At 60.8% G+C, this 24,171-nt stretch carries 30 protein-coding genes, 1 tRNA gene and 1 pseudogene; 24 read left to right on the forward strand and 8 right to left on the reverse strand.

Features of this window, described 5'->3' with window-relative positions; translation table 11 throughout:
• Nucleotides 1-63: 63 nt before the first annotated feature.
• The 3 genes from AC0ZT5_RS06340 (at nt 64) to AC0ZT5_RS06350 (ending at nt 1,132) form a co-directional block, all read left to right on the forward strand.
• Nucleotides 64-510, forward strand: coding sequence for a GFA family protein (locus AC0ZT5_RS06340; protein ID WP_488495719.1), 447 nt, complete (start codon nt 64-66; stop codon nt 508-510).
• A 125-nt stretch (nt 511-635) separates the two neighbouring features.
• Nucleotides 636-872 (forward strand): DUF982 domain-containing protein, encoded by a 237-nt coding sequence (locus AC0ZT5_RS06345; protein WP_488495720.1) that lies wholly within the window; start codon nt 636-638, stop codon nt 870-872.
• A gap of 14 nt (nt 873-886) precedes the next feature.
• Nucleotides 887-1,132 carry a DUF982 domain-containing protein gene (locus AC0ZT5_RS06350; protein WP_477286518.1) on the forward strand — a complete coding sequence of 82 codons (246 nt, stop codon included), beginning with the start codon at nt 887-889 and terminating at the stop codon, nt 1,130-1,132.
• Between the two features lie 18 nt (nt 1,133-1,150).
• On the opposite strand, the gene AC0ZT5_RS06355 is transcribed toward AC0ZT5_RS06350, so the two are convergent.
• Complete coding sequence (locus AC0ZT5_RS06355) at nt 1,151-1,444, reverse strand: hypothetical protein (protein ID WP_488495721.1); 294 nt, start codon at nt 1,442-1,444, stop codon at nt 1,151-1,153.
• Between the two features lie 146 nt (nt 1,445-1,590).
• Nucleotides 1,591-2,655, reverse strand: coding sequence for a sensor histidine kinase (locus tag AC0ZT5_RS06360; RefSeq protein WP_488495722.1), 1,065 nt, complete (start codon nt 2,653-2,655; stop codon nt 1,591-1,593).
• A 462-nt stretch (nt 2,656-3,117) separates the two neighbouring features.
• On the opposite strand from AC0ZT5_RS06360, the gene AC0ZT5_RS06365 reads away from it, so the two are divergent.
• From AC0ZT5_RS06365 to AC0ZT5_RS06415, 11 genes are all read left to right on the forward strand, one after another.
• Nucleotides 3,118-3,411, forward strand: coding sequence for a hypothetical protein (locus AC0ZT5_RS06365; protein WP_488495723.1), 294 nt, complete (start codon nt 3,118-3,120; stop codon nt 3,409-3,411).
• A gap of 136 nt (nt 3,412-3,547) precedes the next feature.
• Nucleotides 3,548-3,838, forward strand: a complete 291-nt coding sequence (locus AC0ZT5_RS06370) for a hypothetical protein (protein ID WP_488495724.1) — start codon at nt 3,548-3,550, stop codon at nt 3,836-3,838.
• Between the two features lie 107 nt (nt 3,839-3,945).
• Nucleotides 3,946-4,019: transfer RNA gene (locus AC0ZT5_RS06375), tRNA-Gln, on the forward strand.
• Between the two features lie 297 nt (nt 4,020-4,316).
• The gene (locus AC0ZT5_RS06380) at nt 4,317-5,114 is read left to right on the forward strand and encodes an STM3941 family protein (RefSeq protein ID WP_488495725.1); all 798 of its coding nucleotides are present in this window, start codon (nt 4,317-4,319) and stop codon (nt 5,112-5,114) included.
• Between the two features lie 79 nt (nt 5,115-5,193).
• Complete coding sequence (locus AC0ZT5_RS06385; RefSeq protein WP_488495726.1) at nt 5,194-5,355, forward strand: hypothetical protein; 162 nt, start codon at nt 5,194-5,196, stop codon at nt 5,353-5,355.
• 15 nt (nt 5,356-5,370) lie between these two features.
• Entirely contained in the window at nt 5,371-5,655 is a 285-nt protein-coding gene (locus AC0ZT5_RS06390; RefSeq protein WP_488495727.1) for a hypothetical protein, read from the forward strand.
• An 81-nt stretch (nt 5,656-5,736) separates the two neighbouring features.
• Nucleotides 5,737-5,886: a hypothetical protein gene (locus tag AC0ZT5_RS06395; RefSeq protein ID WP_477226860.1), complete on the forward strand. Its 150-nt coding sequence runs from the start codon at nt 5,737-5,739 to the stop codon at nt 5,884-5,886.
• Nucleotides 5,887-6,003: 117 nt separating this feature from the next.
• Nucleotides 6,004-6,351: a hypothetical protein gene (locus tag AC0ZT5_RS06400; protein ID WP_488495728.1), complete on the forward strand. Its 348-nt coding sequence runs from the start codon at nt 6,004-6,006 to the stop codon at nt 6,349-6,351.
• A gap of 789 nt (nt 6,352-7,140) precedes the next feature.
• The gene (locus AC0ZT5_RS06405) at nt 7,141-7,677 is read left to right on the forward strand and encodes a DnaJ domain-containing protein (RefSeq protein ID WP_488495729.1); all 537 of its coding nucleotides are present in this window, start codon (nt 7,141-7,143) and stop codon (nt 7,675-7,677) included.
• 216 nt (nt 7,678-7,893) lie between these two features.
• Complete coding sequence (locus tag AC0ZT5_RS06410; protein ID WP_488495730.1) at nt 7,894-8,127, forward strand: hypothetical protein; 234 nt, start codon at nt 7,894-7,896, stop codon at nt 8,125-8,127.
• A gap of 278 nt (nt 8,128-8,405) precedes the next feature.
• The gene (locus AC0ZT5_RS06415) at nt 8,406-8,612 is read left to right on the forward strand and encodes a hypothetical protein (RefSeq protein WP_488495731.1); all 207 of its coding nucleotides are present in this window, start codon (nt 8,406-8,408) and stop codon (nt 8,610-8,612) included.
• 64 nt (nt 8,613-8,676) lie between these two features.
• On the opposite strand, the gene AC0ZT5_RS06420 is transcribed toward AC0ZT5_RS06415, so the two are convergent.
• Nucleotides 8,677-8,916, reverse strand: a complete 240-nt coding sequence (locus AC0ZT5_RS06420; RefSeq protein ID WP_477290237.1) for a hypothetical protein — start codon at nt 8,914-8,916, stop codon at nt 8,677-8,679.
• Between the two features lie 270 nt (nt 8,917-9,186).
• On the opposite strand from AC0ZT5_RS06420, the gene AC0ZT5_RS06425 reads away from it, so the two are divergent.
• A complete protein-coding gene (locus AC0ZT5_RS06425) occupies nt 9,187-9,486 on the forward strand; it encodes a hypothetical protein (protein WP_488495732.1) in 300 nt (99 codons plus the stop codon).
• A 465-nt stretch (nt 9,487-9,951) separates the two neighbouring features.
• Here the strand turns inward: AC0ZT5_RS06425 and AC0ZT5_RS06430 are convergent, their stop codons facing one another.
• The 3 genes from AC0ZT5_RS06430 to AC0ZT5_RS06440 form a co-directional block, all read right to left on the reverse strand.
• Nucleotides 9,952-10,209, reverse strand: a complete 258-nt coding sequence (locus AC0ZT5_RS06430; protein ID WP_488495733.1) for a PilZ domain-containing protein — start codon at nt 10,207-10,209, stop codon at nt 9,952-9,954.
• 67 nt (nt 10,210-10,276) lie between these two features.
• Entirely contained in the window at nt 10,277-10,618 is a 342-nt protein-coding gene (locus tag AC0ZT5_RS06435) for a low affinity iron permease family protein (protein WP_488495734.1), read from the reverse strand.
• Between the two features lie 267 nt (nt 10,619-10,885).
• Nucleotides 10,886-11,194: a DUF1236 domain-containing protein gene (locus AC0ZT5_RS06440; RefSeq protein WP_488495735.1), complete on the reverse strand. Its 309-nt coding sequence runs from the start codon at nt 11,192-11,194 to the stop codon at nt 10,886-10,888.
• A gap of 389 nt (nt 11,195-11,583) precedes the next feature.
• On the opposite strand from AC0ZT5_RS06440, the gene AC0ZT5_RS06445 reads away from it, so the two are divergent.
• Both AC0ZT5_RS06445 and AC0ZT5_RS06450 read left to right on the forward strand, forming a co-directional pair.
• On the forward strand, nt 11,584-11,736 hold the full coding sequence (locus AC0ZT5_RS06445; RefSeq protein ID WP_488495736.1) for a hypothetical protein: 153 nt from the start codon (nt 11,584-11,586) through the stop codon (nt 11,734-11,736).
• A 714-nt stretch (nt 11,737-12,450) separates the two neighbouring features.
• The gene (locus AC0ZT5_RS06450) at nt 12,451-13,455 is read left to right on the forward strand and encodes an aldo/keto reductase (protein ID WP_488495737.1); all 1,005 of its coding nucleotides are present in this window, start codon (nt 12,451-12,453) and stop codon (nt 13,453-13,455) included.
• A gap of 141 nt (nt 13,456-13,596) precedes the next feature.
• On the opposite strand, the pseudogene AC0ZT5_RS06455 reads toward AC0ZT5_RS06450, so the two are convergent.
• Both AC0ZT5_RS06455 and AC0ZT5_RS06460 read right to left on the reverse strand, forming a co-directional pair.
• Nucleotides 13,597-13,902, reverse strand: a pseudogene (locus AC0ZT5_RS06455) (hypothetical protein); the annotation flags it as partial.
• The gene (locus AC0ZT5_RS06460; protein ID WP_488495738.1) at nt 13,860-14,477 is read right to left on the reverse strand and encodes a TetR/AcrR family transcriptional regulator; all 618 of its coding nucleotides are present in this window, start codon (nt 14,475-14,477) and stop codon (nt 13,860-13,862) included. The gene AC0ZT5_RS06460 and the pseudogene AC0ZT5_RS06455, both read right to left, overlap by 43 nt.
• A 149-nt stretch (nt 14,478-14,626) precedes the next feature.
• Between AC0ZT5_RS06460 and AC0ZT5_RS06465 the strand changes: the two genes are divergently transcribed.
• The 7 genes from AC0ZT5_RS06465 to AC0ZT5_RS06495 all read left to right on the forward strand — a co-directional run bounded on the left by AC0ZT5_RS06465 (nt 14,627) and on the right by AC0ZT5_RS06495 (nt 23,935).
• Nucleotides 14,627-15,799 (forward strand): patatin-like phospholipase family protein, encoded by a 1,173-nt coding sequence (locus tag AC0ZT5_RS06465; RefSeq protein WP_488495739.1) that lies wholly within the window; start codon nt 14,627-14,629, stop codon nt 15,797-15,799.
• A 106-nt stretch (nt 15,800-15,905) separates the two neighbouring features.
• Nucleotides 15,906-16,691 (forward strand): acetoacetate decarboxylase, encoded by a 786-nt coding sequence (locus AC0ZT5_RS06470; RefSeq protein ID WP_488495740.1) that lies wholly within the window; start codon nt 15,906-15,908, stop codon nt 16,689-16,691.
• 43 nt (nt 16,692-16,734) lie between these two features.
• A complete protein-coding gene (locus tag AC0ZT5_RS06475) occupies nt 16,735-17,493 on the forward strand; it encodes a 3-hydroxybutyrate dehydrogenase (protein WP_488495741.1) in 759 nt (252 codons plus the stop codon).
• A 326-nt stretch (nt 17,494-17,819) separates the two neighbouring features.
• A complete protein-coding gene (locus AC0ZT5_RS06480) occupies nt 17,820-18,785 on the forward strand; it encodes an efflux RND transporter periplasmic adaptor subunit (protein ID WP_477290258.1) in 966 nt (321 codons plus the stop codon).
• Nucleotides 18,785-21,883: an efflux RND transporter permease subunit gene (locus tag AC0ZT5_RS06485; RefSeq protein WP_488495742.1), complete on the forward strand. Its 3,099-nt coding sequence runs from the start codon at nt 18,785-18,787 to the stop codon at nt 21,881-21,883. Before AC0ZT5_RS06480 ends, AC0ZT5_RS06485 begins: the two co-directional genes overlap by 1 nt.
• Nucleotides 21,884-22,123: 240 nt before the next feature.
• Nucleotides 22,124-22,621, forward strand: coding sequence for a hypothetical protein (locus tag AC0ZT5_RS06490; RefSeq protein ID WP_488495743.1), 498 nt, complete (start codon nt 22,124-22,126; stop codon nt 22,619-22,621).
• 18 nt (nt 22,622-22,639) lie between these two features.
• Entirely contained in the window at nt 22,640-23,935 is a 1,296-nt protein-coding gene (locus tag AC0ZT5_RS06495) for a patatin-like phospholipase family protein (protein ID WP_488495744.1), read from the forward strand.
• Nucleotides 23,936-24,171: the final 236 nt, after the last annotated feature.

Here is a 24,171-nt window from a genome sequence, read left to right on the forward strand (position 1 = left end):
ATTCCGGGACGAGCTTCTGTCCCGCCCGGCCCGCAGCAGACTGACAAGATGGAGGGTCGCATCATGTCCGACACCATACGCAGGACCGGCAGCTGCCTGTGCGGCGGCGTGCAGTTCGAGGTCCACGGCGCGCCGCAGAGAATCGGTCTGTGCCACTGCAAGGACTGCCGCAAGGCCAGCGGCTCGGTCTATTCGGCCTATGCCATCTGGCCGCGCGAGGCCTTCGAGACGACAGGCATCGTCAGCACCTATGGCACGCGCAGCTTTTGCCCGACCTGCGGCGGTCGTGTCGCCTGGGTCGGCGACGACGAGGTTGAGGTGATGATCGGCAGCCTCGATGTCGCGCCGACCGATGATCTCGTACCCGAATACGAATTGTGGACCACCAGGCGCGAGACCTGGCTGCATGCCTTGCCCGACACCGAGCAGTTCGAGCATGACCGGCCAACGGCGAACGCCGCCGAATTGCCGGCGCCGAGGCCCTTGTCGGACGCCGTCGCAGGCGACTGAAATTTGATCTCGAAGGCAGGGAACCCTGCCCTGTTGCCGACGTTATCCGGCGCCTCGTTTTGTGCATGTCGTCCCGAATCCGCCGCGCACTTTCGGGCGGCATGCACCAGTCAAGGAGACGACCGTTGAACGACAAGTTGTTTCCCCATCCGATCAGACTGAAATTTACGCCCGGGCGCGAGCGCGTGGTGCGCAGCGCTTGGGAAAGCCTGGAATGTCTCGGCGACTGGCCGGCGGGCCAGGGCCGGCGCTATCGGGCGGCGTGGCGCAGCTGCCGCGATGCACTGGATGGCTGGACGCCGCCGGAAAAAGCGATGCGGGCGATGATCGACGCCGCACGCGAAGCAAAACTCCTCCATTAGCGGGAAAACAGGATATGGCCGAGCCGATGCTGTCGACACCGATGCGGATCAGGCCGCATGGCTCGGACACGATCCGCGACATCACCACGCTGAAGGATGCCAGCGAAATCCTGATCGACTGGCCGCAGACCGAGCGCGGCCCGTTCTATCAGGCCGCGCGCGAGCAGGTCGAGGCGGCGCTGGAAAACAAGGCGGGTGCCGCCCAGGCGCAGGAAGCTTTCGTTGCCCTGTGCAACCATGCCGGCGTGCTGGTTCGCTGATCCTTTCGGCTGCCGTGCCTACTGCGCCGGCGGCTGAGCCGGCACTTCGCCCGGCTTGATGATCGGTGTCTTGCCTTCATCAGGGGCCGGCGTGGCCATCCCCTGATCGCCGGTGGCAGGCGGTTTCAGCACCCCGCCGCAGTCGTTGAGCGTGTCCGTCAGATTGTCGCTGCCGGGCTGCTGTTTTGCGCCTTGTTCGGTCCGGACCCGGCATTTGTCGGTCTGCGACCCAGGTTCCTGCTGCTGGCCCGTTTGCGCCGCTGCCGACAGCGCCAGCATCAGGCTGAATGGCACGATGGCGAGGATTCTCATCTCGGCCTCCTTCTTCCCGGCCGCTCGCGGCGACCCTTCCCTTCACGGGGACAACGCCTGTCGATGGAAAAGGTTGGCCCCGGCGAAACCGGCTGAGTTCAAGCCGATGCAGCCCAAAGGTTAGGTGAACCGACCGGGCCGGACCCTCACAGGTCGAAGGACGACTCCGCGGCAGCCATTTCGGCGCCGAGTTGCGGAACGACGATCGATTCCACCGGCGCCGTCAGCGACCAGCTGACACGGCCCGGGTTGCGCTCCAGGACGGCCGAGCCGTTCAGCGATTGCGGCGCGACCCGCTGCAGGACGACCGTGCCAAAGCCCTTGCGCGTGGCTTCGTCCCGCCGGTCGCCTTCAGGCACCGGCATCGTCTCGTCCCAGACGAGATGGATTTCCCGCTTGCCCGAAACACCGGCGGCGATCTGCCAGGTGATCTCGAGCCTCCCGGCATCGACCGCCAGCGCGCCATATTTGGAAGAGTTGGTGCCAAGCTCGTGAAACGCCATGCCGAGATTTTGCACGGCGTTCGGCTGCAAGGTCAGCAGCGGTCCTGACAGCGATACCTGTGCCTCGTGGCCGAACGGCTTGAGCTGCTCCTGGATGAGGTCGAAGAGGCTGGCGCCCGCCCATTCGGAGTTGACCAGCAGGTCGTGCGACCGCGACAGCGCCATGATGCGGGAGCGGATGAGCTCTTCGAACTCGCGAGGATCGGTCGAGCGCTTGCTTGTCTCCCTGACCATCGAGAGGATCACCGCGAACTGGTTCTTGACGCGATGGTTCACCTCCCGCAACAACAGCCTGATCCGGCGCTCGCTCTCCTTGGTCGCGGTGATGTCGCGGGCGATCTTCGAGGCGCCGATGATCTCGCCCGTTGCGTTTCTGATCGGCGAGACGGTCAGCGATACGGCAATGAACCCGCCATCCTTGCGTCGCCGGATCGTCTCGTAGCTGGCCACGAGTTGGCCATTGCGAACCCGGCTGATGATGTCGACCTCTTCATCCCTGAGGTGATCGGGGATGAGCATCAGCACCGATTGGCCGACAGCCTCCTCAACGGTGTAACCGAACATGCGCTGCGCCGCCCCGTTCCAGCTGGTGATGATGCTGTTCAGATCCTTGCTGATGATGGCGTCGAAGGATGAATCGACGATCGCCGCCAGCCGCGCGTCGGCGGGAGGGTCGATCGGACCATCGATGCTTGCCAATTCTGTCATTGCCCACCTTCCCCCGTCACGTCGCCTCACGGCGTGACAGCATTCCACCCCATGCCCAGCAATGCTTGGTGGCGCGTTTGGTTGCAATCGACGGACGACATTCATTGGCCGGCGGCGACAGCCACCGAAGGGCCCGCAGCCAAGCTTCGCAATCAGTTCTGTTCGGGGGCGACGTCGTCCGGGGCGTCAAGCGGGGGATCGGCCGCAGCATCCCGTTGCGGACAATCCTCATAGCGGTGGTCGCGGCCGCCGCAGAAGGAACAACACATGGCTTCGCGATCCTCGTCTCCGGGTGGCCATTGCGGGGTCTCGTAGGGCTTCCTGCCGTCCATCCCCAGCAATGCGCGACGCGGCATTTGGTTGCGCCGCAAAAAACGGCCAACTGGCTGTTGCGGAACCGCTGGAAGGGATGCGAGTTTCGGGTGACACGTTTGCTTGGTACGTGAAACGCTGAGGTACGCCATGCTCATCCGCCGAATTGCTTTGACGACAGCAGCGATCCTGCTTGCCGCAACCAGCCTCGCCGAGGCCCGGCCCGACACCCGCACGATGGGTTGCCAGGAGCTTCAGCAGCTGATCCAGAGCCACCACGCCGTAGTGCTGACCACCGGCCCCAACACCTATGACCGCTATGTCAGGCAATTCGGCATTGAATGCGACTGGCCGGAGGTGCCGACGTCGGCCTATGTCCCGACCCGTGACGGCAGCTGCCCGGTTCACCGCTGCGACCAGGCGATCGGCGATCTCCCGGATTGACGGCGACGGCTTGCCGCCAATTGCCGATCGCCAGTTACGCGATTACAAGAGGATCGCGCTGTCGTGGAACCGCTGGCCGGGATGCGAGTTTCGCGTAACAGGTTTGCTTGGTACGTGAACCGCTGAGGTAACCGCCATGCCCATCCACCGAACTGCCTTGACGACAGCAGCGATGCTGCTTGCCGCGACCGGCCTCACCGAGGCCCGGCCCGACACCCGCACGATGAGCTGCCAACAGCTCCAACAACTGATCCAGAGCCGCCGCGCCGTGGTGCTGACCACCGGCCCCAACACCTATGACCGCTATGTCCGGCAATTCGGCAACGAATGCGACTGGCCCGACGTGCCGATGTCGGCCTATGTCCCGACCCGTGACGGCCGCTGCCCGGTCAATAAGTGCGACGAGCCGGTTGGCCGTGTCCCTTGACGGTGACAGCTTGCCGACAATTGCCGATCGCCAGTTACCCGATCACAAGAGGATCGCGTTGATCCCGGCGCGCGAACCGGCTAGGGGTGTCGGCGCAGGTTGCATTTTCCCGCTTCGTCTAATGGTAGGACAGCGCCCTTTGAAGGCGTGAATCGTGGTTCGAGCCCATGAGCGGGAACCAAGAACCCCGGATGCGTCATATATCCGTCGAATAGAGCTGCACGACAAGGCCGCCGCTTCGCGCGTCCTGACGCCCCTCGCTGGCCTCCCATACGCTGAAATCGTCAAGCGCTACTCCCTTCGGGGAGCCGGCTTGAATTTGCGCTTAACTGGCGCGATGCTGCCGTTGGGGAATACTTAGGGGCGAGCAATGACTGGCCAAAAACGCGAATATTGATCGTGGCTGTGACAGGCTCTGTTGCGGCATCAGCCCGTGCAGAGTCCCAGCAGGAATGCGAGGAAAGTGTCGGGGGAAATCATGCAGGACGCGACCGAACCAGTCGAGCCTCGGACCATAAGAGGGTCACGCGCCAAGAGCCTTTTCTATCTCCTCGGAGGCATGGCCTTCGTTTGGATGGGAGCTCATATGGTCCGCGACTTCGCCGCTCAATCTGGCCTGGTCGCGGTGAAGTACGAAGTTGTGGGATGGGTTGCCATAGTCTTCTTCGGACTGGCTGCGCTGGGCGGCGCATTATCGTTCATCCGCCCGCGTGCTTTGATCCTGGACGGGAGTGGCTTTGCGATCGGCGGCGGCTTTGTTCGATCTCCGTTGAAAATCGCATGGCGCGACATTCAAGGCTTTCACGTCCGGAAGCAGAATCGCTACAAGTCGATCGGCTTTCGCTTCGAACTTGGCGCCAAGACGCCGTTGAACCGGAGGCCTGGGATGGAGCTTGGCTTGTCCGGTTCGGGATGGCCGCTATCGACTGAGAAGATGGTCGAAGTCCTTAACACCTATCGGCAGCAGGCACTGAGTAACGAGGCCGAGCCGGTGAGCGCGGCGGCCGGGGCTCACTCTGCCATCTTTTCAACGGCCGGAAATTTGCCTTCAGATCGGCCAGCGGAAATGCCTCTCGGGAGGGCCCCCGGACACGTCATTATTTCCTTCAAGCAAGCGATCATCCTGGGGGCGCTTGTCGCATTTGCTGTAGGGTGTCTGCAGTATGCGCTTGCCCCGTGGCCGAACCCGATCGGCACGCTCGCCCTCGACGCACAAATAGGGGCCATAGTGTCGGCAATCGGGTACCGGCTTGCGTTCGGTTGGCGAGTACGCTAGCGCCGCGATTGCGGCTAGGTGACCAGGGCACCCACCAGCGCGTGCCCTCCGTCCGTTCGCCTACGCCGGGCGAAGGAAAATGCACAAGACGCTGAAGATGACGCCAGCAATGGCCGCTGGCGTTTCCGCTACGCTCTGGTCAATGGACGATCTTTGCGAGAAGATGAATGCAGTTGCGCCGAAGCCGGGGCTGCGCGGCCCCTACAAACGAAAGCCGTCGCCTGATGCCGATAAAAGATAGCACCGGGAAGGCCGCGTGAAACGCGCGTTTCTATTTGGGCTCGCGGCCCAGCTAATCTTCATTAGCGCGATCTTTCTACTTTTTGGTGATCTAATGCTGCCAATGACGCGGTCTCCGGTCATTGGCATTGTCGCATTGGGTTTGGGCGTCGCGAGCGCATTTTTCGCTTGGAGGGCGACCCTTCATTCGTCCTGGCTGGTCAAAATCGGGATGTGGATTGCCGGCTTCCTTGCTATCTACGTGGTAATCCCCCTCATCGAAGTCGTCGGCGTGCTGATCATTCCGCTCATTTCAGACTGAGACACTCCTTCCATTAGCGGTAGCTTGTATTTCGCCTGAACTGGAGTCATCATGCAGGGTGGTTTCAAGGGGTGAAATGTCATGGAATTCGCCAGTTGCTATGACCAGAGCGGGATCGTTCTTGCGTTCCTAAACATCACTGCGGTGTTCACAATTCTGGCCGCCTTTGCCGGTGCACGGTTGATTGCAATGTCAGGCGGGACGCCTCCCGAACAGATTCAGACCGCGTAAAAATCGCAAGCTCTCAAGGTCCACCATCATCAGGCGCCAATCGACTGACCGTTGGCGAAAGCACCTCACGAAGTGACGGCATGAAGCGCTGGCAGTGGGCTGGCGAAAGGCGAGGCGATGAAGCGCGTTTGCCTGGCAGCGCTATTGGTAACGGCCGCTCTGTCTGCACACGCCGATACCGAGCGCTGGAGCATGATACCGACGTGCGATTCGGCCGTCAGGATGATGTCGGCACTCAGGACCGCTTCGGCAGTCAGGACAGTCAGGTCTGTTCGCCTATTTGACGGCTATCGGCTCCTGCATGCCGAAGAAGATTTCGCCGCCCGCGAAGCAAGGATTGAGTACGCGACGCGGGACGACCACGGCACATTTGTCCATCATTCGGCCGAGTGCCTTTTTTGGCATCGCCGCATGAGTGGGATGAGCATCGACGGAGATGTCGAGGGACACATCATCGTGGACTGAGCCGTTCACGGCGGGTTGGATTTGTCGGGGTGGCTCGCGTCCAGGTTTCCTTGCAGGCTCCATCTTGCAGGCTCCAAGGAGGCACCGAGCCAGGCAGGCGCCATCAAAAACAACGAGAGGCAGGCGCGACGGCGGTCTGTATCATTTTAATACAATCCCCAATTTGTAGACTCGCGCGCCGCACAGGCAGTTAGTTAGTGCTGCCGCGGGCCAAGGGGAAAACCGCCCGCGGCACGGGAGGAAGCAATGTCTGTGCAAAAGGACGACTATCGAACGAACAGAGCCGACTATGCGATTGCCGCGAAGCATGGCCCGGAAGGCGATCGCGATGAGCTGCTGGCAAGAAAAAAGACAACCTTGTGGCTGAGAGACCGGCGATCCGCCAGATTGGCCGCAAACCCATCCGAAAGCACGCCAGGGCCGAAGGCCAGACCGCGCGGCTAATGCATGTCGCCTAAAAGTGGCCCCGGTTTTGGGAGAACGGCATGTATAAAACAAGGACCTGAAGCGCTTCGCCCGAATCCGTTCAAACGCGACGCGCCTTTGGTGGCGATCTCGGCATCGATCTACGCTCGCGCCGCCGCTGACTGGTTATGTCAGGCATTTGACGCTGCATTTACCATCTCAGGTCCACGGACCATGGTCCAGCTTGCGACTGCGCGACAACAGGCGCACTCTTCGAAATGAACCCGACGACAAGGGCCTGTGATCGCAACTCTTTCGCGGCCAGGCCCTTTGTCTTATTAAGACCAATGCATTGCCTGACAACGATGTCGTGGGAGCACCGATTTGTTCGTTGATTACTATGAACTTCTGGAAATCAGTCCGAACGCCAACTCGGAAACGATAGAACGGATATTTCGTTATTTTGCCATGCGCTACCATCCCGACAACCGGGATACCGGCGACGAATCCCGCTTCAGTGAAATCATAGATGCCCACAATACGCTCAAAGATCCGGTCAAGCGCGCGCAGTATGACGTCGAGTATAAAGAGCATTTGAACATTCGCCACGGGTTGAGCGAGGAAGCCAGCAACACCAAAGGCATAGAACGGGATGCCGTCATTCAGGCCAAAGTGCTTTCGTTGCTCTATGTCAAGCGCCGACAAGACGTCAACAATCCCGGCATTGGCGATACAGAACTCGAACGCATGGCCGACTGCCCGCGTGAACATCTGGAGTTTCATCTTTGGTACCTAAAAGCCAAAGGCTGGATAGGAAGGATAGAGAACGGGACGTTCGCGATCACCGTGGAAGGCATCGACCGCACCCATACCGAACATCGTCGTGATCCCACCACCAGACTGCTGGATCATACAAGCTGAAGCGGCAGTTCGCCGTACCACGCCGCCGAAGCGCCTCGCATGCCTGGCACTTCTCCGCTCGCGAGTGTGCGCAACGCAAGTCGGTTTTTTAGCGACAGCGAAACCAAGGTCGCACTTCCGCGTTGAAGCTCATCCAATATGGGAGCTCGGCGAATGGATCCGGCAACCGCGGCAGTGATGCTTTTGCTTTCGTGCAGCCCGGGGGGAGAAGCTTCCGTGTGCAAACCCATCGATACGGCGCCGACGATGTACGCATCGCTCGATCAGTGCCGGGCTTCACTGGTGCAGCGGCTGGCAAGCGCTCCCAACGGCGAAATCGTCGGAAGGTGCAAGTCGATCGACCCTAACGTCACCGCATCGCTACCGGCGCAATACACGACCGTCGTGGTCAAGCGAGGAATTGGGCAAGGCACGGTGACGAGCTATCTCGTGCCACGCGAGACGAAATGAAAGCGGCAGGGCCGGAAGCCCGTGGCCAGCGGCCGCGCTTAAGGCAATCTTTCAAAGGCAAAACTTGGCAAGCGGCATCATCGATGACGAGGCAACTCGCCGGGGCAGCCCCAACGCCCTCCCCAGCGAGCCAGTTGCTCCGCGTAGAACGAGAAATGGAGCAACTGCTGCCTTATACGAATCCAGGCGCCATGAAGTTTCACCTCCAGCCATCCTGAAACCATTTTGTAGAGCCTGCGTTGACGACCGGGGCGCCCGTCAGACACAGGAGATATCCCATGACCGTCAACTGCCGCATCTCGATCGACAACCGGCCGGAAGCCACCGATGCGGTTTTCCAGGCGGTTCCCCGGATCGGCGAAAGCGTGTCGCTGTCGATCAACGGAAATGCGCAGGACCTGCGGGTATCGCGTGTGGTGCATGTGACGAATGGCACGCTGAAAGGTGCGGCGATCGTCGTCGAAGTGACAACCAACATCCTGTAGGGTTGCGAGCAGTCTAGCCGGCCGCCCGTTGCAGGTTTAGACGGCTGATCAACGCGGTTATGACCTACTCCTTGCCGCCCTCGGCGATCCCGTTACCGTCGGCTGGCAGGATTCCGTAGTCTTGCGACTTCACCCCCTGCTCCGCAGTCAGGAACCCGTCCGAGGCCAGACCGCGCCGCAGCAGTTCCCTGACCGCGGCCGAGCGGCTCGGCATACGCTTGTCATATCGCCAGTTTTCCAGCGCGGCCAGTTCATCGGTCGTCAGCATGATCTGCAGTCGTTCGGGGCGTTCCAGTTCAGCCATGGCGCTTCCTCGCTCAGGACCAAGAATACGTCGAGTTAGTATTTACCTCACTCGGCTTATAATTAGGATAGCCAGCATAATGCGTCAAGACCCTGCGATGGGTGAACGGCGCATCCCACACATGATGAGCATCGAACGCTGGCCGCGCATTTGTGTAACTATGCTAACTAGCTGATTTAATTGAATATTTTGTAGATTTCACTTGCCATGAGTTTACGTCCGGCGCATAGTGCAACCTGAATAGAAAACCGGTCCCTTTGGGAGGTTTCGATGCGGTATGATTACTCGGCGCGCCTGCGCGATGACGTCAATTCAGCGGTCCAGACGGCTGTCAAAAGAGCTGGCATTGTCAACATCACGGCGCTCTCTGAACAGATCAGGGTCAGGAATCTGGCGGAAAACGTCGCCCTCGAGGATATTCAACATCTCGTCTTGCAGGCGGCACAGCTCATTGGCGCGGCTATCGAATTCGATGGATTGAGCAATGGCTTGGCTCTGCTTGGAGCAGGCGAAGATGAAGAACACACGATCGTCCCACTCGGCCTGCCTCACTCGACTGCGCTCCAATAGGCAGCCAAAACGGCGGGCTGCCTGTAAGCGCTGCGCCATTCGACCAGACGCAGGACGCTGCCGCCCTGCTCCATGCCTTGCGGCGCTGTGCACCTGAGGCGGCTTTCAGTCGAAACGGCTGCGACGTTAACCACGTTGCCATCAGCATGGACCCAAAGCAGGTGTTGAACGTTTCCCATTATGGAAAATCACCAACACCGATTTTACTGTCACATCGAGACAGACGGAACCTGGGCGGTTTGGGATCGCGCTACCAATGCGCCGGCGAGCTTGGGAGGGCGGGACCTGATTGGTTGCACATCCCAGCGGGCCAATGCCGCGGAAGGCGTGCTGACGCGGATCTATGACAACGGACTGGATGCGGTTGCCGCTCGCATATCAGGCATAACGCATTCTCGTCTGGGATAGCGCGTCTCGACCCGACCAGCCCCAGCCACCACTGGCCGCACGGCCAGGGATCCTGGTTCAATAAATCTGCACGCCGAGCCGCTCGTTGCGTCTCCATCGCACCACGGCGCGATAGCTGGCGTCATCCGCAGGCACGTGAAGGATGAAACGGTCGGGGATTGTTAGGCCTGGGTCCACCCGCAACTCCGCGCCGTGAACGTGCTGATTTCTGACCGAGCAACTGATCTTGGCATCGTCCGTGATGATGATCGCATCCTTCAGAACAATCCCCCGTGCATGAGAGCGTCGTTCTACTGGCGGATCCGTGGGGCTCATCGTTCATTCCTCCTGGAACCCTGCAAGGCGGCGTGCCGCAGATCTTCGTTGTCAAGCAATGGGGGATTCATGCCGGCCCAATTGTTCGGGCCGCTTCTTCTTCGAGTTTCACAAGCTTTGCACGGATCTCTTCCGGTTCGGCATGCTCCAACCCGACAACGTCGTTTCGGGTTTCGTCAAGGGCAATGATGATCTCATTGAGTTTGGCGTGGATGGCGGCGGTGTCGCGATAGCCCTGTATGAGGACGACACCGGTGATTACGATGGCCGCGACCGAGAGGGCATAGGTAACTGCATTTGTCAGGCCGAAAGGCACAAGCGCAGTGCAAAGCACCATTGCTATGAGCATCACATAGAAGCCCGGGGGCCGTGAAAGAAAGTCGGCCGCGACGAAAAGCAAGCGATTCATGCTAACCATCGCCTTTCCCGAGTTCCCAAACCTCGAGATCGCGGCGGCTGCCTGCCATATTGTCCATCATAGCCTGGCCAAGGCGAAGACAGCGATCAGCGCGGTCACCGCCACGCAGACAGGCACTGCCAGGAGCATGCCCGCCTCCAGAAACCGGGTCTCTTTGTCTGTGAACATTAGTGATTCCTCATATGACTGCAACGGAGAAATGCACGGAGCCCGCTTCCCGAAATAGATCGCGAAGCGGGCTCGCCGGCTGCGGCAGATCTACTCGATGATCTGCACGACCTTGCGTGTATCAGGATCCACGAGAACGGCGTGGTCGCCGACGACCGTGTACTTGTATTTGACGTCGGGCACCTCGATGGCGTGAAGCTCCACCGTGTCGGGAAGGGCCGTGCCGACGTTGAGTTCGACACCCAGCAGGCTGACGGATGCGAGCTTCTGCTTGTGAATGTATTCGCGGACCACCGTCTGCTGTTCCGGCTTGAGGATTACGACGCTTTCCGCGAAGGCAGCACCAATTCCAGCGACGAGCGCGAGGCCTGCGACTGCACTGACAAGATATTTCTTCATGACAAAATCTTTCCTTCTTGCGCCAATTTGGCAGCCAGGTTTGACTGCCAATCACGAGTCAGCAACGAGCCCCACAGCATTGCGTTCCGCCGCTCAGGCTAAGGTCCGGGGGTGGTACGACTGAAGTCTTAGCGGGCAACCTATGCCTGGCCGATACGTTAGAACCGCGCGAGAACTGGGGCCCCGAGCACGAGCCCTTTTCCTCGGCATCAACCGAGAGTCCACCATTCCCCCACACAGCGGGGTACCACCTCTAGCGTCCCCGCAGCGGCGGCGTGGCGTTTCCCATAGCGAGGCGAACAGTGACCTGTATCCAGAGACCGAGCATACATGATGACGACACCCGACCCGCAAATGACAACCATGCTCGTGTCCCGGAGGTGCTTTCCGTGCTTGATCTCGTCCACTCTCCCGACGACCACGAGATTGCTGATATTGTCAGGCGCACAGAACGCCTTGCGATGGCGTTGGTCATCGGAATGGCGATTTGCTTGATCTCCGCACCGGCAGTCTATCTTACCCTGGCCTACTACTCTCACTGACACGCAAGGGCTGAGACTTGAGGGTTTGCTCGCCGCACAGGTGCGGCGAGCAAACCCTATCAGCGCAGGAAGGGACGTGGCTGCGCCGATCGGAAAAGTTCGAGGTCGATCCTTGGAGGTCGGTCAGCCGAAGGTAATTCCAATCACCATAAAAGTGATGGCAACCGCGAAGATCGGTGCGAGCAACCAGCGTGCCTGGCCAACACTCCTATCCATAGCTTCCTCCAGCAAATCTGCAGCGGACAACGACCGTGAGAGCTGACTGTTCCCGGCGGCGCCACCGGCAAGACCATTGCGGTTTGTGATCGGACTTAGGTCGCATGCGCCGCTCGACCCAAGCCCAGCCCGGGAACATCCGCGGGTGGAACAAGTCGCGCCATCGGAAATTATCCCGTCGCCCAACAGGAGGAGGACGTTGTGAAAGGTCTGCGCAGTCTCCTTGCCGAACTGTCTTTGAGCTGGCTCAGGCGCCGCAAGGCGCAAGCGCCGCAAACCGCCGACCATAAGACCGCGACCCCCAAGACCTTGAACACGGTCAAAGCCGCGCCCCGCAAAGCTGAACACAAGACAAGGCAGCGTCCGGCCCACAAGCCCAAGCCACTGTCTTCCCGCGACGTAGCCTCGAACATGTGAAGACAGCGCGGCCGAAAGGCTGTGGGAAATGAGCGAGCGGCCGCTATAGTCTGGTGATCCCCCGACCGGAGAACGCCAGTCATGACCCTGAAAACCCACAAGCTCGGCAGCCAAGGGCTGCAGGTCTCGGCCATCGGCCTTGGCTGCATGGGCATGAGCCAGTCCTACGGTCCGGCCGACGAGGCCGAATCCATCGCCACCCTGCACCGCGCCATCGAACTCGGCTGCACCTTCCTCGACACCGCCGAGGTCTATGGCCCTCATACCAACGAGGCCCTGCTCGGCCGGGCGCTGAAGGGCAAGCGCGACCAGGTGACCATCGCCACCAAATTCGGCTTCCGCATCGAAAACGGCAAGCAGCTCGACGGAACCGACAGCCGGCCCGAGCATATCCGCGCGGCTGTGGAAGGCTCGCTCGGCCGGCTCGCCACCGACCATATCGACCTGCTCTACCAGCACCGCGTCGACCCGGCGGTGCCGATCGAGGATGTCGCCGGCGCGGTCGGCGAATTGGTCGCCCAAGGCAAGGTGCGGTTCTTCGGCCTGTCCGAGGCGGGTGCGGCCAACATCCGCCGCGCGCATGCCGTCTATCCGGTGTCGGCGGTGCAGAGCGAGTATTCGCTGTGGGAGCGCAATCTGGAGCCGCAGATCATCCCGCTGCTCGGCGAACTCGGCATCGGCCTGGTGCCGTTCTCGCCGCTCGGCCGCGGTTTCCTCACCGGCGAGGTTAGCCGTGCGGAAAACTATCCCGAGGGCGATTACCGCCGCAACGACCCGCGCTACCAGGGCGAGAACTACGACGCCAATGTCGAGGCAGCGGCCAAGGTGCGCGACATCGCGGCGGCCAAAGGCGTCAAGCCCGGCCAGGTCGCGCTGGCCTGGCTGCTGCACAAGGGCACCGGTTTTGGCATCGACATCGTGCCGATCCCCGGCACCAAGCGGAGGAAATACCTGGAGGAGAATATCGCCGCCGTCGCAATCAACCTCGATGCCGCCGAGATGGCCGCCCTCGACGAAGCGCTGGCGCCGGGCAAAATCTCCGGCCCGCGCTACGGCCAGCGCGGGTTGGCGATGGTCGATCGTTAGAGCCGATCGGGAGCATGATCCGGAAAGGTCAGGCTCAAAACAAAGGGATAGCCCGTCCCGATTCCATCGGGATGGGACAGTGAAGCTCTTATCAGAGCCGTTGGGTCAGCGGGCCGGGTCTCGAGGCCGCCCCGTCTCACCTCATTCGGCGGCGAGTAGCAGGATCTCCGGCGACGGCAGTGCCGTCGCCTCCCCGGCCTGTCGCGTCGCCTCCGTCGCGGCCGGCGCCTTGATGCGGAACCAGGCGACGTAGAGCGCCGGCAGGAACAGCAGCGTGATCAGCGTGCCGGCGATGATGCCGCCCATCATCGAGTAGGCCATCGGCCCCCAGAACACCTCGCGGGCGATGGGAACCAGGCCGAGGCTCGCGGCGGCTGCCGTCAGCATGATCGGCGACCCCGCTATCATTTTTTCGCGGCCTTGCGTTGCTCCGACTGCGATGAACCAAGCGCGCGTAGCACCGCCTCAACAGTCTGGCCTGTCAATTCGGGCCGGGCGCCTCGTTCAAGTATGCCGCGCGTCACCTGCAGCCATATGCCGATCACGATGTCGACTGCCAACTCTGCGTCCCGAACGCTGAGGTGGCCCTGAACAATCGCCTCGGCAATATCCGCCTTGAGGTTATTCCGGATCCCTCGCGCAAATTCCGTCGGTGAGTGAGAACTCTGAACGACCAGCCGGGCCCAGTTGGCGTCCGAGATCGCTTTTTCCAAGAATTGCGTGAAGGCGAAGGACAGGCGTTCTATCGGATCCTGTAGTTCCAGGCGCACAGGCGTCAGCATGGCGTCAAAGCTCTCCCCGAGTTTCTCCCCCACGGCTGAGGCCAATTCATCGATGCTTTGGAAGTGATAGTAGAACGTGCCCTTCGCGACACCTGCTGCCTCTACCACGGCATCCACCGTGAGGGCCTCGCGAAGCCGCTCCGCCAGCAGCATCGCCCCTGCTTCCACGATCAGCGTGCGTGTCCTTTCCCGCTTCTCGCGTCCGATCTCCGCCCTGCGCGCCAAATCAACCTTTGCCATCCGTCATGCCTTTTTGCAAAATCTCATATTGACCATATAGTCGATTTGACCTAAAGATGCAAATCGAAATTGAGCCGGCGATTTTCGACCGGCCCCACTCGGGTTCTCTGCAGCCCTATCGCTTTCAGATGAGAAGGAACAGCATCCCCATGAATGTACTGTCCCGAAAAAACTTTAGAACAACAAAACGGCCTCTCCCGTTCGAATGCGTTGCGCTGGTGTTGCAGGGTGGCGGCGCGCTCGGAGCCTATCAAGCCGGAGTCTATGAGGCTCTCGCCGAGGCCGATATCCATCCAGACTGGGTCGCCGGGGTCTCAATCGGCGCCATCAACTCGGCCATAATAGCCGGGAATGAACCCGCCGAACGGGTTTCGAAGCTGCAGGCCTTCTGGCGCGAGATCACGGCGAACCCACTTCTCGACTGGGCTGCCGCCGCGCCCACACTCGCTCCGATAGGGAACCTGCCCCGCTCGCTCTTCAATCAGTTCAGTGCGGCCTGCGCACTAGTCGCCGGTGCCCCTGGCTTTTTCAGCCTGCGGCAGCCCTTTCCCTGGTTGCAAGCGGACGGCTCCCTCGAAGGAACGAGCTTCTACGAAACCAAGCATCTGAAGAGCACGCTTGAGCGGCTCGTCGACTTCGACCGGATCAATGCCGGCCGCATGCGCTTCAGCGTCGGCGCCGTAAACGTGCGCTCCGGAAATTTCGTCTATTTCGACAATGATCAGCATACAATCCGCCCCGAACACGTGATGGCCAGCGGATCGCTTCCGCCTGGCTTCCCCGCCGTCGAGATCGACGGCGAATTCTACTGGGACGGCGGCCTGATCTCGAACACGCCGCTGCAATGGGTGGTCGAACATGGGGCACGGCAGGACACCCTCGCCTTCCAGGTGGATCTCTGGAGCGCGCGCGGCGAGTTTCCTCGCAATCTGTCCGAGGTCGCGACGCGGCAGAAGGAAATACAGTATTCGAGCCGGACACGCGCGCATACCGATCAGTTCAAGCAATATCAGCGTGCCCGACACACCCTCGCGAGCCTTCTTTCAAAACTGCCGCCCGAGTTGCTCGACAGCGAGGAAGCAACCGCGCTGAGCTCGATCGCGGACCACAAGGTCTACAAACTCGTTCACCTGATATATCGCTCAAAACAGCATGAGGGGCACTCGAAGGATTATGAGTTTTCGAGGCTGTCCATGGAGGAGCATTGGCGCACCGGCTACTTCGACGCCGTGCGCACGTTACGCCATCCCGAGGCATTGCAACGGCCCGACAATCTGGAAGGGGTGAGCACCTACGATCTTGCCGAGGACGGGCGGGAATAGGCGCCTGCAATGGGAGATGCCTGACGTGCTCAGTCCAATCGCAAGCCTGTGCGACTCCTCCGCAACGCAAGCTGTCCACTTCAACAATTAAAGGAATTCTTCAGCCATGCATCAAGACACCGTCCGGGCAACGGCCTTCGCCATGCCCCTGACCAGCCCGGCGTATCCGGTCGGTCCGTATCGCTTCCGAAACCGCGAATATCTGATCATCACGTATCGGACCGATCCGAAAAAGCTGCGCGGTCTTGTTCCGGAGCCACTCGAACTATCCGAACCCCTCGTGAAATTCGAGTTCATTCGCATGCCGGACTCGACGGGCTTCGGCGACTACACGGAAAGCGGACAGGTCATACCTGTCACGTTCCGCGGCCGCAAAGGCAGCTACACTCACTGCATGTTTCTTAACGATCACCCACCGATTGCCGGTGGGCGCGAGCTGTGGGGATTTCCCAAGAAGCTTGCGAGTCCGACACTGCGCACTGAGACTGACACCTTGGTGGGTACGCTTGATTACGGCCCGGTCCGCGTTGCTACGGCCACCATGGGTTACAAACACGGAGGTGCCGACCTCTCGGCAGTGAAGAGTTCCCTCGCGGAGCCGAACTTCCTCCTCAAGATCATTCCCCATGTCGACGGCACGCCGCGCATCTGCGAACTCGTGGAGTATCACCTGGAGGACGTCGATCTGAGAGGCGCCTGGACCGGCCCGGCATCCCTGAACCTCTGGTCGCATGCGCTGGCTCCGGTCGCCGATCTGCCGGTGCTGGAGGTGGTTTCGTCGATGCACATCGTCGCCGATCTCACACTGGCACTCGGCAAAGTCGTTCATGACTACCTCGCGAAATCCGAGCCTCGCAATCTGAAAGGAAGAATCCATGCGTTCGCAGAATGAAGGTCTATCTAACAATTGGGCAGGGGACGCCGGCGGTCGGCTCATGGACAAGGTCGTGGCAATCACCGGAGCTGCGAGCGGCATTGGCAAGGAGATTGCCCTTACCTTCGCCCGGGAGGGGGCAAAGGTGGTCATCGCGGATCTTGACCTGAAGGCGGCCCAGGAGACGGCCCTTGAGATCGATCCGGCCGCCCAGCGGGCGCTCGGGGTTGGCATGGACGTTAGCAACGAGGAGCAGGTCGAGAGCGGAATGGCGCGGGCTATCGAAACCTTTGGTCGCCTCGACGTCCTTGTCAGCAACGCCGGCGTCCAGATCGTCGCGCCGCTCGTCGAGTTCGATTTCGAGAAATGGAGGAAATTGCTTTCCATCCACCTGGATGGAGCCTTCCTAACCACCCGTGCCGCCTTGCGGCAGATGTACCGCCAGAACAGCGGCAGCATCATCTACATGGGATCCGTCCACTCCAAGGAGGCGTCTCCTTTCAAGGCTCCATATGTCACCGCCAAGCACGGCCTGATCGGCCTGGCCAAGGAAGGGGCCGCCCATGGCGTCCGCGCCAACGTGATCTGCCCTGGATTCGTCCGCACGCCGCTGGTGGAAAAACAGATCCCGGAGCAGGCGCGCGAGCTCGGAATCTCCGCAGCGGACGTGGTCAAGACCGTGATGCTGAGGGAAACGGTCGATGGTGAGTTCACGACCGTGCAGGACGTGGCGGAAGCAGCGCTGTTCCTGGCGGCGTTCCCGTCGAACGCACTGACCGGCCAGTCGATCGTGGTGAGTCACGGGTGGTTCATGCAGTAGGCGCATTGGAGAGGCGTGTCCCCTCTCCCTGCCTACAGATCGATCTTTGCAATCCCCCTATCTTTTTTGCATTGCACAATTGCGCAAATCTCATATTGACTATATCGTCGATTTGACTTATAAGTCTAAAATCAAATTGAGCAATGGCGAACTCGCCGCGCTCGCAAAACCGCCGATCCCTTCAACCCACCGTTCCAACGGAGGCTCTCATGCGCCTGCCATCAGGTCTGTTCCTTTCTGCCTGTATCGCGTGCCTTTGTCTTTCCGGCTGTTCTGAAGAAGAAACTGCCGCACCATCTGCGCCACGGCCGACACGAGTCGCCGTGGTGACGCCTCACAAGCTCGCCCTGGTGGCGCAGGGCGCCGGCCGCATCAGATCGCGTTATGTGAGCGCGGTCGGCTTCGAGGTCGGCGGTCGAATGCTCTCGCGCGAGGTCGACATGGGCGCTGTGGTCAAGAAAGGCCAGAAGCTCGCGGAGATCAGTGCCGTCGACTACCAGAACAAGGTGGCTGCGGCCGAGGCCGACGTCGATGCAGCAAAGGCAGCGCTCGCCCAGGCATCCGCCCAGGAGGAACGCTTCAGAATCCTGCTCGGCAAGGGCTTCGCCACACATTCCCAGTACGATGACGCGCTCAAGTCGCTGCAGAGCGCACGAGCGGAGGTCCAGGCGACCGAAGCCAATCTGCGTATCGCGCGGAACCAACTAAGCTACACCCAGCTCCTTGCGCCCGATGACGGCGTGGTGACGGCGACCGGAGCCGACCCGGGTCAGGTCGTGGCTGCGGGCCAGATGGTCGTCGAGATTTCCGGCAATGACGCACGCGAGGCGGTGTTCGCGGTGGCCACCGATGATGTCACGCGGGCAAAGCTCGGCATGGCAGTGAACGTATCGCTGCAGGGCCGTCTCGACATCGCCGTCACCGGCACGATCCGCGAGATTTCGCCAGAGGCCGACAGTGCGACAGGCACCTATCAGGTGAAGGTGGCGCTGGCTTCGCCGCCGGCGGAGATGCGCCTCGGGGCCGTCGTTGTCGGTCGCGTCGAAAGCGAAGGAGGTCAGGAGGTTACGACATTGCCGCCGAGCGCGCTGTTGCAGTCCGGAGGCCAGCCGCAAGTCTGGGTGGTCGGCCAAGACGACAAGGTGCAGCGCCGCGAGGTCAAGCTTGTCGAATTCGATGCTGACTCGATCGTGGTGAGCCACGGACTGTCCGCTGGGGAGAAGGTGGTGACCGCCGGCGTCAATTCGCTCGCCGACGGTGACCTTGTGAAGCCAGAGACGGAGGTCAAGTGATGACACGCTTCAATCTCTCCGAATGGGCCGTCCACAACCGCGCCCTCGTCGTCTTCCTTATGCTCATCTGCGTCATTGGCGGAGTGAGCGCCTATGAGCGGCTCGGCCGCCAGGAAGATCCGGATTTCACCGTTCAGACCATGGTGGTCCAGGCAAACTGGCCGGGGGCCACCACTGCTGACACGCTCAAGCAAGTGACGGACAGGATCGAAAAGAAGCTCGAGGAGACCCCGAACCTCGATTACATCAAGAGTTACACAAAGCCCGGTCAAGCGACGATCTTCGTCTACCTCAAGGAATCGACGCCCAAACGCGACCTTAGCGACATCTGGTACCAGGTCCGCAAGAAGGTCAGCGACATAAGGGCGACGCTGCCGCAAGGCGTGGTCGGGCCCTTCTTCAACGACGAATTCGGCGACGTCTTCGGCACCATTTACGGCATCACCTATGACGGCTTCACCGCACGCGAAGCGCGCGACTTCGCTGAGACCGCGCGGGGCGAGTTCCTGCGTGCGCCCGACGTCGGCAAGGTCGACATCTATGGCGACCAGGATGAGAAGGTCTATCTGAACTTCTCGCCGCAAAAGCTCGCGAACCTCAAGCTCAGTCTGGACGACGTGCTGGCGGCGATCGCCCGGCAGAATGCTGTGGCGCCTTCGGGCATCATCAACACGCCTCAGGAGAACATGCTCGTCGACGTCACAGGTTCCCTGCTGTCGCCGGATGGCATTGCCAACCTCAACCTCTGGATAGACGGGCGCTTCTACAAACTGACCGACATCGCCCAGGTCCAGCGCGGCTACAGCGACCCGCCCAGCAAGATGTTCCGCGTCAACGGCAAGCCGGCGATCGGCATCGGCGTCAACATGCGGGAGGGCGGCAACAATCTCGACTTCGGCAAGGGCCTGCACGAGGCGGCCGAACGCTTGAAACAGCGCTTTCCCGTCGGCATTGAGCTCAACCTAGTGTCGGACCAGCCCGAGGTCGTGCACGAAGCGATCGGCGGATTCACCGAAGCACTTTTAGAGGCGATCGTCATCGTGCTGGTCGTCAGCTTCCTCAGTCTCGGCTTCAGGGCCGGGCTTGTGGTCGCTCTCTCCATCCCCCTGGTGCTTGCCATCGTTTTTGTGGCCATGAATGCGCTGGGCATCAGCCTGCAGCGCATCTCCCTCGGCGCCCTGATCATCGCGCTCGGGCTTCTCGTCGATGATGCCATGATCACCATCGAGATGATGATCTCAAAGATCGAAGAAGGTATGGAGAAGATCAAGGCGGCAACCTTCGCTTACACCTCCACCGCCTTCCCGATGCTGACTGGAACGTTGATCACGATCCTCGGCTTCCTGCCGATAGGCTTCGCCGACAGCAACACAGGACAATACTGCTTCTCGCTGTTTGTCGTGATCGCGGTGGCGCTTGTTGCCTCATGGTTCGTGGCAGTCGTCTTCGCGCCGGTGATCGGTCTCTCTCTTCTGCCGTCGCACACGAAGAAGGTGCACGGGACCGCCGAGCCGGGCCGCTTCATGCGCGCTTTCGAACGCCTGCTTGGCTTCGCCATGCGGCACCGCTGGCCTACCATCTCCGCGGCGCTCATCCTCTTCGGCGTCTCCCTTTATGGCATGGGCTTCGTGCAGCAGCAGTTCTTCCCGACGTCCAACCGGCCCGAGCTCCTCGTGACGATGACCCTGCCGAAGAATGCCTCGATCGCTGCGACCGAAGCGCAGACGGAGAGACTGGAGAAGGCGCTTGCCGGCGACCCCGACATCGCCCGCTTCTCCTCCTATGTCGGAGGCGGCGCCATCCGCTTCTACCTGCCTCTCGACGTGCAGCTCGACAACGACTTCATGGCCGAGAGCGTGGTTGTCACCAAGGACCTCGAGGCGCGTGACCGGGTCCAGGCCAGGCTGGCGACCCTGTTCGCTAGCAGCTTTCCGGACGTGACTGTTCGTATCTCGCGCCTTGAGCTTGGACCGCCCGTCGGTTGGCCTGTGCAATATCGTGTGAGCGCCCCGACCACTGAGGAGGCGAGGCAGTATGCCGAGCAGGTCGCGCAAACTCTGCGAGCATCGGGCCTCGTGCGTAATGTCAACTACGACTGGGCAGAGAAGAACAAGGCGCTGCGCATCGTTGTCGACCAGGACCGGGTTCGGCAGGCAGGCCTGAGCTCCGAGCAGCTTGCCCAGGCGCTCAACCGTGTGATCAGCGGTTCGGCCGTTACACAGATCCGCGACTCGATATACCTCGTCGACGTCGTGGCGCGGGCCGAGAGCGACGAGCGGTCGAGCGTCGAAGCCTTGCGCAATCTACAGATCACGACGCCCACTGGTGCCTCAGTTCCGCTGCGCGAGCTGGCACAGTTCCAGTTTGATCTCGATGACGGCTATGTCTGGCGCCGCGGCCGCTTGCCCACCATCACCGTGCAGGCGGAGCCGCTGCCGGGGCTGCAACCAGCATCCGTTCACGGGCGGATCGCTGGTGCAATCGAGGGGCTGCGCAAGTCGATGCCGGCTGGCACGTTGCTTGAGACGGGCGGCACGGTCGAAAAGAGTGCGCAGAGCAACGCCGCTCTGCTGGCCCAGTTTCCGCTCATGATCACCCTGATGCTCACCGTGCTTATGGTTCAGCTCGGAAGCTTCCGCCAGCTGGCGATGGTGATCAGCGTGGCCCCGCTCGGCCTCATCGGCGTCGCCGCCGCGTTGCTCACCACAAATACACCAATGGGATTCATCGCGACTCTCGGCATCATTGCGCTAGCCGGTATGATCATCCGCAACTCGGTGATCCTGGTCCACCAAATCGAGCACGAGCGGGCACAGGGTATCGAACCCTGGAAGGCGGTGATCGACGCGACCACCCACAGGTTCCGGCCGATCATGCTGACGGCGGCCGCAGCGATCCTCGGCATGATCCCGATCATGCACGACGTGTTCTGGGGACCGATGGCTTTCGCCATCGTCGGAGGGCTCGCCGTCGCGACCGTGCTGACGCTGGTCTTCCTCCCGGCGCTCTATGTCGCTGTAAACGGCATACGGGAAAAGGACGAAACGACAGCAGTGCCTGACGTTCCGGCAATCCCCATTCTCGCGCTCCAGCACTAAGAAGGCGATAGCCATGCCGGAGACATTATCTCTCGTTGACCGCTTTCTTCGATCTTGTGCCGCGATGTTCGCCGGACCAGGGGACATCTCCCACGACTATGTCGGCAAAGTGCTGCTCACGGCGTTGCAGGAGGCGCAATCCGCGGCGCGCTCATACGACACCATCACAGTGGTTCGGGCCGGAAGCGTGACATCGTCAGCGATACGCCTGAACATTTCAAGATCGGAGGGAGTTTCGGATTGGCGAGGATCCACTTCATCAAGCCGGCGTCGACCGGAAACTTCAAGAGCAACTCCATGACTTTGGATCCCGCGACCATCTCGGCCCTATCGGCATTGGCCGGCTCGGCCATCGGTGCCTTGTCATCCGTCGCCACGACCTGGCTCACCCAGTATCAAAAGGATCATATGCAGCGGCTCGAACAGAAAGGCTCGCATCGCGAGCGGCTGTTCGGCGAGTTGATCGACCAGGCATCCAAAACCTATGCAGATGGCATCGTCCAGGAGCGCCTGGATGACCCAGCCAAGCTTGTTCCCATGTATGCCACCATCAACAAGCTACGCCTCTTTGCCGCGCCCAACACGATCGGTGCCGCCGAGGCGGTACTCGAACGCATCATAGAGACGTACGAGTCGCCTTCGACTGCTCCGGAGGCGCGGAACACGCATGTCGCCGCCCATGACATCCTGCGCTCATTCGCGGAGTCCTGCCGGGTAGAGTTGGCTCACCTAAGATGACATCCAAAGGAACTTTCCATGCCAGTTACCTATGAGGGTCCGCACATGCGGCACGTTGGATTGGCAGCCATCCCATGCATTCTGTTGCGGGTGAGCGAGGTAATGCGCAACCTCAGGCCACTGGAAGCTCTCCTTAGATTCACCCTCCTTGGCCTGTGCGCAACCCAGCTCGCAGGCTGCATTGCAGCCTATCCACGCGATGGCGTGCCGACAAAACACATGGCCACAGCCGAAGTGAATGGCTTCCCCGGCGACATACGTGCCTGGGGCGATTCCTATGCAAGTGTCCCGGCCGATCGTCTCGTCCTATTTCGCAACGAGCGGCTAGAGGCAGCAAAGACCGACACATCCATAAATCCGCGAGAGCTCAATGTGCTGACGCTTTCCGGCGGGGGCAGCAGCGGCGCCTTCGGAGCAGGAATTCTCACCGGATGGACCAAGGCCGGGACCAGGCCCAAGTTCGACATTGTCACCGGCATTAGTACTGGATCTTTGATCGCGCCATTTGCGTTCCTTGGGCCTGCATACGACGATCAACTCAAGCAAAGCTTCGCCACAGTCAAGGATGCCAACATCTATACCAAGCATAGCATCCTCGGCGTGCTGTCGAGCGCCTCCTTCACAAGCAATGCCCCGCTTGCCAAGATGCTCGACGAATACATAACCCAGGATATGCTCGATCAGATCGCCCAGGAATCAGCGAAGGGACGGCGACTCTTCATCGGAACAACCAACCTCGATGCGGACCGAGCGGTAATCTGGGACATGGGTGCTATTGCTGCGAGCAATCGGCCGGACCGGTTGAAGCTCTTCAAGCAAGTCATCCTGGCTTCCACATCCATTCCCGGCATTTTTCCACCGGTCGAACTGGAAGTGACCGCGGCCGGCAAGACCTATCACGAAATGCATGTCGACGGTGGCACCAGCAACGAGGTCTTTCTCATGCCCGCTGGGCTGAGCCTGCGCGAGCTCGACCAGACGTTCCACGCCCGGGTCAAGGCGCGGCTTTATATCATCCGCAACGGCCGGACGACGCCGGAACCCAGCATCGTCAAGGCCACACTGCCCGACATTGCCGAAAAAGCGGTCTCTTCCCTCATCAAGACGCAAGGGATTGGCGATCTCTACCGGCTCTACGCTGTCGCCAAGCGAGACGGCATCAACTACAACTACATAGATATCCCGACCGACTTCACGGTCGAAGCAAAAAGCCCGTTCGACAGCAAGTTCATGCGTGCACTGTACGGAAAAGGCTACGAAATGGCCCGCGACGGCGTACCGTGGAAAACGGTGCCACCCGGATTCTCGAAATGAGCAGGTTCGGGCCGGTAGACGATGTCGAATTTGGCCGGCCTGACCCAACCGAGGGCCGGAAATAGCCGAAGCCGAGGCGCGCCTGTCCGCGCTCTATGTGCAGCCTGTCCTGCACAACCCGCTCGGCATCACCATGCCCGCCGCCCGGCGCGAAGAACTGGCCCGGCCGAGCGCTGATTCCTTTTCGACCTCATCATTTCAAAACGAATGCACGACCCAACGACGCAGGCTATATT

It is taken from the genome of Mesorhizobium sp. CNPSo 4670 (genome assembly GCF_057784235.1).

Excerpts from the sequence above, each read along its gene's own strand:
- AC0ZT5_RS06340 (WP_488495719.1), top strand. The coding sequence starts at position 64 with ATGTCCGACACCATACGCAGGACCGGCAGCTGCCTGTGCGGCGGCGTG.
- AC0ZT5_RS06350 (WP_477286518.1), top strand. The coding sequence starts at position 887 with ATGGCCGAGCCGATGCTGTCGACACCGATGCGGATCAGGCCGCATGGC.
- AC0ZT5_RS06355 (WP_488495721.1), bottom strand. The coding sequence starts at position 1,444 with ATGAGAATCCTCGCCATCGTGCCATTCAGCCTGATGCTGGCGCTGTCG.
- AC0ZT5_RS06360 (WP_488495722.1), bottom strand. The coding sequence starts at position 2,655 with ATGACAGAATTGGCAAGCATCGATGGTCCGATCGACCCTCCCGCCGAC.
- AC0ZT5_RS06365 (WP_488495723.1), top strand. The coding sequence starts at position 3,118 with ATGCTCATCCGCCGAATTGCTTTGACGACAGCAGCGATCCTGCTTGCC.
- AC0ZT5_RS06370 (WP_488495724.1), top strand. The coding sequence starts at position 3,548 with ATGCCCATCCACCGAACTGCCTTGACGACAGCAGCGATGCTGCTTGCC.
- AC0ZT5_RS06380 (WP_488495725.1), top strand. The coding sequence starts at position 4,317 with ATGCAGGACGCGACCGAACCAGTCGAGCCTCGGACCATAAGAGGGTCA.
- AC0ZT5_RS06385 (WP_488495726.1), top strand. The coding sequence starts at position 5,194 with ATGCACAAGACGCTGAAGATGACGCCAGCAATGGCCGCTGGCGTTTCC.
- AC0ZT5_RS06395 (WP_477226860.1), top strand. The coding sequence starts at position 5,737 with ATGGAATTCGCCAGTTGCTATGACCAGAGCGGGATCGTTCTTGCGTTC.
- AC0ZT5_RS06400 (WP_488495728.1), top strand. The coding sequence starts at position 6,004 with ATGAAGCGCGTTTGCCTGGCAGCGCTATTGGTAACGGCCGCTCTGTCT.
- AC0ZT5_RS06415 (WP_488495731.1), top strand. The coding sequence starts at position 8,406 with ATGACCGTCAACTGCCGCATCTCGATCGACAACCGGCCGGAAGCCACC.
- AC0ZT5_RS06420 (WP_477290237.1), bottom strand. The coding sequence starts at position 8,916 with ATGGCTGAACTGGAACGCCCCGAACGACTGCAGATCATGCTGACGACC.
- AC0ZT5_RS06425 (WP_488495732.1), top strand. The coding sequence starts at position 9,187 with ATGCGGTATGATTACTCGGCGCGCCTGCGCGATGACGTCAATTCAGCG.
- AC0ZT5_RS06430 (WP_488495733.1), bottom strand. The coding sequence starts at position 10,209 with ATGAGCCCCACGGATCCGCCAGTAGAACGACGCTCTCATGCACGGGGG.
- AC0ZT5_RS06435 (WP_488495734.1), bottom strand. The coding sequence starts at position 10,618 with ATGAATCGCTTGCTTTTCGTCGCGGCCGACTTTCTTTCACGGCCCCCG.
- AC0ZT5_RS06440 (WP_488495735.1), bottom strand. The coding sequence starts at position 11,194 with ATGAAGAAATATCTTGTCAGTGCAGTCGCAGGCCTCGCGCTCGTCGCT.
- AC0ZT5_RS06450 (WP_488495737.1), top strand. The coding sequence starts at position 12,451 with ATGACCCTGAAAACCCACAAGCTCGGCAGCCAAGGGCTGCAGGTCTCG.
- AC0ZT5_RS06460 (WP_488495738.1), bottom strand. The coding sequence starts at position 14,477 with ATGGCAAAGGTTGATTTGGCGCGCAGGGCGGAGATCGGACGCGAGAAG.
- AC0ZT5_RS06465 (WP_488495739.1), top strand. The coding sequence starts at position 14,627 with ATGAATGTACTGTCCCGAAAAAACTTTAGAACAACAAAACGGCCTCTC.
- AC0ZT5_RS06470 (WP_488495740.1), top strand. The coding sequence starts at position 15,906 with ATGCATCAAGACACCGTCCGGGCAACGGCCTTCGCCATGCCCCTGACC.
- AC0ZT5_RS06475 (WP_488495741.1), top strand. The coding sequence starts at position 16,735 with ATGGACAAGGTCGTGGCAATCACCGGAGCTGCGAGCGGCATTGGCAAG.
- AC0ZT5_RS06485 (WP_488495742.1), top strand. The coding sequence starts at position 18,785 with ATGACACGCTTCAATCTCTCCGAATGGGCCGTCCACAACCGCGCCCTC.
- AC0ZT5_RS06495 (WP_488495744.1), top strand. The coding sequence starts at position 22,640 with ATGCCAGTTACCTATGAGGGTCCGCACATGCGGCACGTTGGATTGGCA.